The sequence below is a fragment of the Rhodococcus sp. D-46 genome, from assembly GCF_011290655.1.
GTDB classification, from domain to species: Bacteria; Actinomycetota; Actinomycetes; order Mycobacteriales; family Mycobacteriaceae; genus Rhodococcus_F; species Rhodococcus_F qingshengii.
Window position 1 is genome coordinate 88,643 of sequence record NZ_JAANTF010000016.1, and the last position, 9,447, is coordinate 98,089.

Consider the following 9,447-nt stretch of genomic DNA (forward strand, 5'->3'; position numbering starts at 1 on the left):
AGACTGTGGCGTTGCTGAGTTGCAGCGCTAGTCACGCTGTAGGGACGAGTTGGTCGGCGAACTGGGCGTCGGTGGCTCGCATGTCGATGAGCGGGGGGTTCTCGAAGCCGGCCGCTCGGGCCGCGGTGTCGAATTTTTCGTACCGGCGCCACGACGTCGATGTTGCAACAGGAGGGTTTGATGTCTGAGCGATCATCTCCCAGGTGAGAGTTGGGTCTGCGAGCTTGCGTCGTGCGGTGTCCTTGACAGGGTCGGGTAGGTCCGATGTGGCAATGAACCATTCCAGATCGGCGTGCGCCGCCGCCTCGTCGTTCGACGATTCCGGATCGACTGAGGAGCTCGTCTGTTCGGAGGGGCTCGAATGCGGAGCGCTTTCCCGGGCGTGATGCGTTTCCACGACGCCCAGAGAAGGCTGGAATCCCTCGGCTGTTTCGTTGCGCATGACGCGCCTTTGCGTAGCGACCATGCCCACGCCTGCAGCGGCATTGTCGATCTCGATCTTGTAGTCGGAATACGCGATACCCGTTGCTTTGATCAGGATCCCCAGTCCATGGGTGAAGGCGAGTACCAGCACCGGCGGAATGATCGCGATCATGGCAGCAACAGCAGGGTCGAGAGGCATGTAGCCGATACTCTGACCTGCCGCAACGGCCTGTTGCGCAACCGTTGCAGAGTGGAACGCATGGTAGGCGTTCCCAAGGATGCTGATCGCGACCACTGAAACAGCCACGGCAACGTAGAAGTACTTGTCGCGCCGATGCATCTTCAGTTTGCTCAGAATGACGATGGCTACGGTTGATCCGAAGATTGCACTGTCGACGATGACGGGAAAGATCCATGCGAGGTTTTCGGGGATGGTTCCTTGGCGCGCGAGGTCCCGCTGGACCGCGAAGGAGAGGACGAATGCGCCGGCGGTGATCCCGATCGCGATGAAAATCGCGATGAGAAGTGCGGCGATCAGTGCTCCAAGCTGGATCCGCGCGGCGCGCAGACTAAAATCACCCATGATCGGGTTTTCCTTCCTGCAAGGGGGTGTTCTCGGTCTGGAGTCCCGCTGGTTGCCGCCGGCGGGGCTCCTCTTGTTTTCGAAAGATTTCCTTTGGTGGGAACTCCTGTGTTTGGTCCGCTTTGCGTGCGGTGTGGACCCACAGTCATTTGTGGCGGTCACATGCGAGGGGCGACTGATGTTGTTTTGCGTAGTACTCAACGCACTCGGCAAGCTCTTGCCAACTGCCCGCGGGTTGATTCCAGATGCATGTCGGGTGATCTGCGATTTTGCGCGACTGCAGCGGACGGCTCACGCAAATTGCTCGCCGCTTTGCGCTGCCATGGCTTTCAAGAGCTTCAGATCGGAATGTCAGCAGATGAAGGAACATGGCATTGCACGCCCCAGCAAGGACTCCCACTCCGGGCGGGCTCGCCGTGTGCCCGCACCCGCCGGCTGACCACTCGAAATACTGAAGTCCGTGGAATGCTTCCCAGGTGCAAACCCATTCAGCGGGCGCGCTAAGCGCCGCTGCGTAGGTCTTCTAGCCGAAGTACAAGATGCCCCTTGCCCGTGACCGAAATTCACAATCAGGACAATTCATGGAGTGCATGCACGCCGTGCATGCCGTGCACGCAGCGCCCTACAGTCCTCTGGCTTTCAAGTATTCGTCCAGCGCAGCCTCGGTCATCGACGCCTCGCTGATTTCGCGATCGCCTGTCTCGTACCGCAATTTGTCGACACTGCGCCGGAGGCGATCCTTGGTCGAAGGTTTGATGCGCGTGTTGTGGGTCATCGACAGCTTCTCCTCCTCGTCTTTGCGGCCGCTGAGATCCACTGAAGGCGACGATGGTGCAGGTGCAGGTGTCGCAGGGGTCGTGTCTCCCCTGGGCGGACGTTCCGGGATGAGTTCAGCCGGGTGAGTCTTACGAATGGCAGGTTCCCGCTTCACGCTCATGCCGGCGCTCCGATCACGATGGGCAACTCAGCGAGCAAGTCACTGTATGCAAGTTGCAGTGTCAAAGCCTTTCCGCCCTTGAACTGGTGAATCGGTGTGCGATTCGAATGCGCATCCTGGCGGGCCGCGAGTTCCGGGATCGACGTCTTGGCGACGAGAGCTCCGTACGTCTCCCGTAACTCGCTCTCTCGGAACTCATGTTCGCCGGTGGAGCGTTTACGACTGATCACGATCTTGTCGAACGCCAGCTTGGGGTTTGCGCGTTTACGAACGGTGTCGATCGTCTCTTCGAGCTTCTGAACACCACCGACGCTGTCGATTGTGGGTTCGGTGATGGCGACAACGCCATCTGCTGCGATGAGAACCGCGAACAGCACCTTGCCCATATTGGGAGGGCAGTCGAACAGCACGGCGTCATACGGAGAAAGGTCGAGCCCTTCGAACGCAACGTCTAGGCGAAACACCAGGTCATTCGACCCATCCGATTCGATCTTTCCGAGTTCTTCGTCCGCTGGAATAAGGTCGACGCCATCCCATGGAGTAGCGATGATCGCCTCCGCTGCAATGCCTTCCCTGGTCTGGTTCATGAGGTGGTAGGCCGTCATCATGCCCTCTTCGAGCGTGACGCCGAGGCCTCCGGTCGTATTGCCCTGCTGGTCCATATCGACGACGAGCACTTTTCCGCCGACCGCGGTGATGGCGCTGGCAAGCCCGAGCGTGGAGGCCGTCTTGCCTACGCCACCCTTCTGGTTGCCGAGTGCGATTTTGCGTGGCTGCATTGCGGACCTTTCATCGAGGGCGTTGACGCGTGCATTGCGTGTGGATCACGCACTGCATGCAATATGTGCATTGCTTGCCGTGTGCGCAGTCCACGCTGTACGTGGATCGCATGCAGACTGTGCGTCACATGCGATCTGAGCACCGCATGCATCGCATGCTGTAGCTGCTCTGCCCGCTAGACACGCACACTGTGCATTACGTGCGCGCGTAGCATAACACGCATGTAATGCATGTCGTTCAAGCCTTGCACTCTGTGCGTGTCGTGCATTTCGTGCATGCTTTGCGTTACGCGCAAACCATGCTCGCAATGCGATTCCTGCAAGCATTGCGCGTAATGCTTGCGTTGCTAGACACGCTCGTATTGCAAGACACGCTTGCATAACGTGCAACGCATTCCCTGCATTGTTTGCAACCCTCGCATTCTTCGCTCGGCGTGCACTGCGTGACATGCGTGCGCCCGTCGCAATGCACTCATAGCACGCATTTCACGCAGTGAATGCTCATCACGCATTGCATGCATGCAGTGCGTACGGCGTTGTGCATGGAGAACTCGCAGCGCATGCATCGCGTGGTCTGCATGGTTTGCACGTGCTGCATGTATTGCATGCACTGCATGCGCCCGCAAAAGTGCTGTTCACAGCACTAACTGGTCTCGAGCGAATCAAGAAATTCGCCACGAAGATCAGACATCGAGGCAAAGGTTCGACCGGCCGAGAGCAGATTGACTGTCGTGATCGCCCGATCCCGACATGTCGCAGGCCCCGAATCGAACCAGGAGGCAGATAGTTCGCAGCGAGAGTGTCGAGGAGATCGATCTGAAACTCCTGGAATGCCAACTGGCTCGAGGCCCGAGATCAGGGGGATTCGACCATTCCGGTTTGGACAGCACGGATTGTTCAGAAGTCGCCGAGCGACCATATTCAGCCAGTTCGTACCCAGGGCATCATTTCGAGGCCGGCGGGAACGGGCTGCCACTTCAGAAAATCTCTGATACTGCCCCGCGGCGGTAGGTCGACAGATGCACATGCTGTCAGTCGAAGCCAGAACATATTTCATCTCATCGGGCTCGGAAGGCCGAGACCCGCACGAGGGCACACAATGAACCGCGAGACGTGCACTGAAAGTGGCTTCCGGCACGCGGCGAGGAGGGGCGAACGACCACACTGAATCCCCATTTTGGTTGGGCGGAGGGACACCTAAGTTTATTGAGAGTTGCAACTACAGCAGATTTCATTGGCCAAATGGCGTGTTCACCTGACTCGCGAAGAATGTTTTCCGAGACATCCCAGGTACCTCCGGACCCGTGCACAATCGAAATTTCCGCGCGAAATGCGCGTCGAGTGTGTGACTCCGGAGGTACAAGGCAAACGACATACCGAGGTCCGAATGGGGCCGAGGTTCGGTCGACGTGTGGGCATCAAAGCGAATCCAAGCAGGCATGGAGTTATCGTCACAGTGACGAAATCAGGTTAGGGGATACGGTGGGGATGATCAGCACTGTGAGGGCCGATTTCACTGCTTCACGAGCAGAATTTTCGCATGCGGGCACTCGCACCCAGCGTCGTGCAGTTCGGTACAACCAAACACGCGTGTCCATTCGACCGGGTGGGGGAGTGGCGGCGATAAAGACCTAAGTCAAGTGTCTGTGAGAATCCCGTGCAGGACGCCTACTCTGCCGTGTCGGCGGATACGAACGTCACAAGGTGGCCGACGGTTGCCCGCAACAGTAGTGCCTTACATGCAATGCATGCCTTGCAACGCACGCATTGCGTGTATGGCACGCGCGACCAGAATGCCTCGCAACGCGTGCGTCACATGCAGTGATCGCAAGGCCATTCTTCCGCGCAAAATAGCCTCTACCTGCGAAAATCAAATTTCAGGATCAGACGCACCGCAGCATTGCGGGACGCACGACAGGGCGACACGTCCTCAGGCGTGCGAACGTGTCGGCATCCGGGACGGCAGTTTCCGACGTGACTATGCGCCCCGACGGCCACTATTCACTGGTTTGGGCGGGTTCAGTCCTTCGAAAGCGGGGGTCGAGTGCAATGCATAGACCCAAATACCGTCCTCCTGATTCTCAGTGCACGATCAACCACCTCACGCGTATTCAGACCAGGGCAAGCAGGGCTTTATCCAAGCGCAATCCTTCTCGCCAGCACTCGTTGCCCACCATGCGGCGCGATTCTGGACGTGCACTGCAGCCTTGGATTGGACGGCCTCAATGCTGAAGTTTGCTCAGGTGCGCACGAATGCTGGCGAGACTCCTCGCGCGGTGGTCCGGGTCCGCTGCCATTTTCGTGCGGTGTACGTGTGAGTTTTCGAGTAGTTGTTGTTCCCTCTTTCTCGCCAGGTCGGCCGACCTACGCTGTTCGCTGGGGGATTCTCTCGTCCAGTCGATGCCGTCGAGCCTTCGTCTGAGGTAGCCCAACGGCGAACCCAGGCTTGATCTCGTCGGCCAGATCCACCCCCGGTCTGCTGTGTCACGGGAGAGCGTCAGTGCGATGTCACGGCCGGTCCACCGAGTCATATCGATTTTGACATCGCGGAGAAGATCGCAGATCACCCCGATATGTCCGGGTGGTCTGAGGGCCGGAGCATGGTTCACGAGTTCAGCCGCAGTCCTTTGAAGTGCCAGAGGCCGCGGTGTCCGAGCGCTGCTTCGTTTTTTCGATGTCGGCCGAGTTCGCGCGTGTACGCGTTGGTGAGTTCTTCCTAACGGAAGAACTTCAGAAGATAAAAAACCAACACTAGATAGGGTGTCAGCTCCTATCGACCCTGGTCGACCGGTGTTGGGCGGGTTGACTCGGTTGAGGCCGTCCCCCCGAGAGCTCCGAACCCTGCGGCGGGGAGCCCTCTCAGAGGCACGAGACGGCCGTGTCTTGGCGACCTTTCGAGGTGGTGTCGTTGCTACGACTGTTCGAGGAGAAGACAGTGACCATGTCGATGCAGCGCGGTGCTGTTGACCCCCGTGGTGGGCCTCAGCAGCGAGAAATTCCAGGGTTTTGAGGTTTCGCCCCCGGACGTGTTCGATGCCCATTCCAAGAGCGATGAGCACTCTCCTGGCGCGGTTGACCGAGGATTCGCTGACTTTGGCCCGGGCAGCGATTGTTGACTTGGCTGCGCAGACCCCGCGGCCTGTGTGGGATTCGGCGAAATGTGCGTGAGCTTGTGCCACGAGGTAAGCCTTGTCGGGCCTGATCAGGTTGCGCGCGCACAATGCCTTGCCGGCCGGAGTGGTGGTGTGGTGCCGGAACTGGCGGAGCCATTCCCTGCGTGACGTCCAGACCGGAACGCGTGCTTGTTCTTTTGGTTCGACGGGGAGGGACCAAGAGCGCCCACGCTGGTCAGTGCGCTCGTTGAGTTGTCGTGCGGCGGCTTCGATACGAGCCACACGTGCGAGCGCGTCGTCGACTGCTGCTTGCCATTCGTCGACTTCTGTCGATTGAGAGACAACGGATCGGGTGCCGATGCGCGACACGCCGACGGTTGGTGATATGGAATGAGTTGGGGTGTATTCAGGGTATGCGCTACCCTGAGACATACCTGCCATAGGTAAGTCCCTTCCAGGGGATGCAGTACGAGCAGAGAAAGCGCCAACTTTCGAAGCTCACCTCTCGAGAATGTTTCGAGAACGGATGTCGGAGAACCTGCCAGTTCTCAGTCGACGTCAAGGACCTGCCAGTCCTATTTCGCCGCGATGCGGTCCGCTCCCAATCACCCCCTTCGGGGGCCTTTGTACTTTTCAAGAGGTCTGCGCTGTTTAGTTAGGTATCGGGGTACTTCGCTCGCTGCCGGCTAGGGGCGCCCTCCCTCTCTGCGGATCCGCTGTACGCGCGTTGCGGCCGCGGTCGTTCGAGAGGTCTGTTCGATCCGGCGGCCGCACATCGGTACCGCTATGGGTAGGGTGCTGGCCTGCTCGGAGGGGACATTCGGTACGCAGAAGTGTGATCCTGGCGTCGCGAAAGCTGAAATGTGATCTGGACGTGCCAGAAATGACACCGAGAACACGTCCGCGGGTATGGCGGAATTGCGTTTCTGCGATATCATCGAGTAAGCACCGCCTCTTCCTTTCGAGGTAGTGGTGGTCACCGCCTCTTCCTTCTCTGGGTTAGTGGTGGTCAGGAAGCTGGGAAGCTTCCACAACCGCATAAACGGACAGCCCCCGATGCCGCCAAGCCCTGGGGGTTGTTCGCTGTCTAGGGATAGTTCATGCGCCGACCGCAAGCTGCTCGATGCGACGCAACGATCCGGCCGCTTCGACTTCGAGAAGTCTTAGCTGCTCCGGATGCAGCTTGTCGCTGATGTAGTCCGGTATGTCCAGTCCGTGTGTGATGGCCAGTATGAGCACGGAGTAGTCCCCAGCAGGGATTCCGAGTTCGGCGGCCCGATCCTCGTACACCTTGTGCTGCTTGAGGGGAGCACGAGTCGCGATGTGTCCGCGAGGTCCCTTGTTGTGCTGTGCCATGAGGAAAGACTAGAACCAATCTGTAACTGATACGGGTAGGCGCGCTTGTTCGGTGTGTCGCGTGTGGTTGATGTTGCCATGGAGTTCTGTGGGATTTTTCGGCGGCCCGCGTCACAGGCCGCCGCCGGCCCGTCCAGCGACGAGCCCGATGGGGTGTTTCTAAGGCTTCACCGAAGGCGGATCCTGGGTGTGTCGGCGCCGGCTCGTTCGAAGGCGTTCTCGTGTCGGAGTCGGTTCGAAACTTGAGGAGCGGATGGAGATGCTTAGCGCTCATGCTCTGAAATGCCGGGTGCAATCATGTGTGATTGAACGAGGGGGAGGGGTGGGGCAGCCCACGCGTGAGCTGCTGCCTCCGCAGCGCACTGTCGTGTGACGAGGAGAGGAACTTGTGGACAGTGGACGGGGGGGTCGTCGGAAGGATCCGGAAAGGAAAACTCGATGTGGCCTCTTGTCGAATGTGCATCTCGAACGGGGAGAATTTTACGTTTCGTGTTCGCGGGCGAGTCGTGACGGGACTTCGGTTGGCGCGAGGTTCATCTGCGTGCAATGCCGCGGTTAATGCTCTTCATCGCAGTTACGCAAAGGATTTCGTTCGGCAGGTGGGGCAGCAAAGTCGCGTGTTGTTCGACTTCCGCCAGTGCAATGTTCGGGTCGACATATCGGGAGAGAAGTGCACCTGCGTTCGAACGGGTGCTGTGTGTTTCGTCAACATGTGTTCCTCGGGGTCAATGGCTCCACAGTGCCAAGAGTTCGGCCCGAAGGCTGGGGGAGCGAACATAGTGGTTAGACCTCAGTTGTGCGCTGGGATGCCCAACGTCGGCGAGACGCTTTTCGACGTCCGCAGCAGGAAGCGGCACTAGATCGTTGCGAACGCGGAGAAAGCAGTGAAATTGGCTGGGGGAGAGGGGCATTCTTTCCTGATTGGATATCACGGCAGCGGGTGGCAGTAGCAATTCGTCATCCATGGAGACGCGAATGACGACGTCCCCGCGTGCAATGCTGCATGGCTTTTCGATTGTGAGCGTTTCGAGTCGGTATCTCGCTGTCGGATCGACCGAAAGCTCCTTCGTTGAAGGCTTTTTCACAGGTGGGGTGCGCGTGTGAGGATGGCTCTCGTGGCGCCTGATGAATACTCTGTTGGTCGGAGTTGGAAGAAAGTCGTTGTCGAGGTTCTGAATTCGTCCTGCGATGCCGGGGATGGGTACGGCTCGCCCGGTTGCCCATTCGCGTTCAGCGTTGTCGATGAATGTCTGGTCTACGGTGGTGGTTTCGTCGATGTTGTTGATGAATGCGCGACTGTCGGCGACCACTTGAGGGTCATCGGAAATGATGACCGCCTCATGGGAGAATATGGAGTTTTCGGAAGCATTCGCCGAGCCGATTACAGCTCGTTGGTTCGTCACGATGACCTTGGCGTGCAATGCTGACGACGAGAGGATGCGAACGCCCTTGCTGAGGTAGTGCGAAAGAACGACAGGTGAAGTGGCGTGGGCGCGGATCGCCGCGGTTGAAGCATTGACGACCAGAAGGTCTCCACTGCGAAGTGGAAGTAGTTCAGGCGCAAGGTGTCCAAGGTAGGGGACAGCGGCATAGCGTGGGCCTCGCGTGCGGATTGCGCGAGTGATGTGTGGCCACGGGTTCGGTCCGTGGAAGCTGGTCCCCATAACCTAGAACGGTAGCGCGAATCGGGCCCGATTTATGGCGCCTGAGTGAAGTTGCTGTTGTTCTGCGTCACCTCCGAAGCAGAAGCATCGTCCGGATGTCTGTCGTGGAGGTAGTGGAACGGTGTGGCGATCACCCCCCGCGGGGCCAGGCGATGTGATTTTCCAGTGCTACTGCAACGCTGTCGATTCGGCGTGCGAATCCGATACGGGACAGTGGCAGTAGTAGGGCGGACGTGCCGGGGAAGGCGTCTGCCGCCCGTTCGAACAGCGCCCTGCACAGTTCACCGGGAAACTCTCCGCCTGAGCGATCCCGCCGAGGTAGGGTGGGCGTGGTGGCTCGTGATGGCGCTCGAAAGAGGAACGTGCAGAGAGCTTCTCAAGCTTGCAGTGGAGGTCGATTGGCGTGGTCTTCATGAGCTGGTGAACCCATGCGTTGCGTCGGGAAGCCGGTTTGTTTGCTTGAGGTTGAGGTTCGTCTACTGCTCTCGGGCCGTCGCTCGTTCCGAGTTCAGGTGAGGTGGCGGCTGGGAGGCGTCAGCGTGGCTTCGACGCCCCATCAGGTAAAAGGCGATAGTGGCCGGCGTGATGGTTG

The 9,447-nt window shown here is 58.9% G+C and carries 5 protein-coding genes; all 5 read right to left on the reverse strand.

The genetic code is table 11. The features are described from left to right. Nucleotides 1–31: 31 nt before the first annotated feature. The 5 genes from G9U53_RS31625 to G9U53_RS31645 all read right to left on the reverse strand — a co-directional run bounded on the left by G9U53_RS31625 (nucleotide 32) and on the right by G9U53_RS31645 (nucleotide 8,855). Nucleotides 32–1,006: a DUF2637 domain-containing protein gene (locus G9U53_RS31625; protein WP_064688356.1), complete on the reverse strand. Its 975-nt coding sequence runs from the start codon at nucleotides 1,004–1,006 to the stop codon at nucleotides 32–34. A 622-nt stretch (nucleotides 1,007–1,628) separates the two neighbouring features. Next, on the reverse strand, nucleotides 1,629–1,781 hold the full coding sequence (locus tag G9U53_RS33760; RefSeq protein WP_242692855.1) for a hypothetical protein: 153 nt from the start codon (nucleotides 1,779–1,781) through the stop codon (nucleotides 1,629–1,631). Nucleotides 1,782–1,939: 158 nt separating this feature from the next. After that, a complete protein-coding gene (locus tag G9U53_RS31635) occupies nucleotides 1,940–2,722 on the reverse strand; it encodes a ParA family protein (RefSeq protein WP_029256883.1) in 783 nt (260 codons plus the stop codon). 4,211 nt (nucleotides 2,723–6,933) lie between these two features. Continuing rightward, the gene (locus tag G9U53_RS31640) at nucleotides 6,934–7,191 is read right to left on the reverse strand and encodes a hypothetical protein (RefSeq protein ID WP_029256882.1); all 258 of its coding nucleotides are present in this window, start codon (nucleotides 7,189–7,191) and stop codon (nucleotides 6,934–6,936) included. 725 nt (nucleotides 7,192–7,916) lie between these two features. Next, nucleotides 7,917–8,855: a phospholipase D family protein gene (locus G9U53_RS31645; RefSeq protein WP_064688359.1), complete on the reverse strand. Its 939-nt coding sequence runs from the start codon at nucleotides 8,853–8,855 to the stop codon at nucleotides 7,917–7,919. Nucleotides 8,856–9,447: the final 592 nt, after the last annotated feature.

Coding starts and splice junctions, on each gene's coding strand:
- G9U53_RS31625 (WP_064688356.1), bottom strand. CDS start 1,006: ATGGGTGATTTTAGTCTGCGCGCCGCGCGGATCCAGCTTGGAGCACTG.
- G9U53_RS33760 (WP_242692855.1), bottom strand. CDS start 1,781: ATGACCCACAACACGCGCATCAAACCTTCGACCAAGGATCGCCTCCGG.
- G9U53_RS31635 (WP_029256883.1), bottom strand. CDS start 2,722: ATGCAGCCACGCAAAATCGCACTCGGCAACCAGAAGGGTGGCGTAGGC.
- G9U53_RS31640 (WP_029256882.1), bottom strand. CDS start 7,191: ATGGCACAGCACAACAAGGGACCTCGCGGACACATCGCGACTCGTGCT.
- G9U53_RS31645 (WP_064688359.1), bottom strand. CDS start 8,855: ATGGGGACCAGCTTCCACGGACCGAACCCGTGGCCACACATCACTCGC.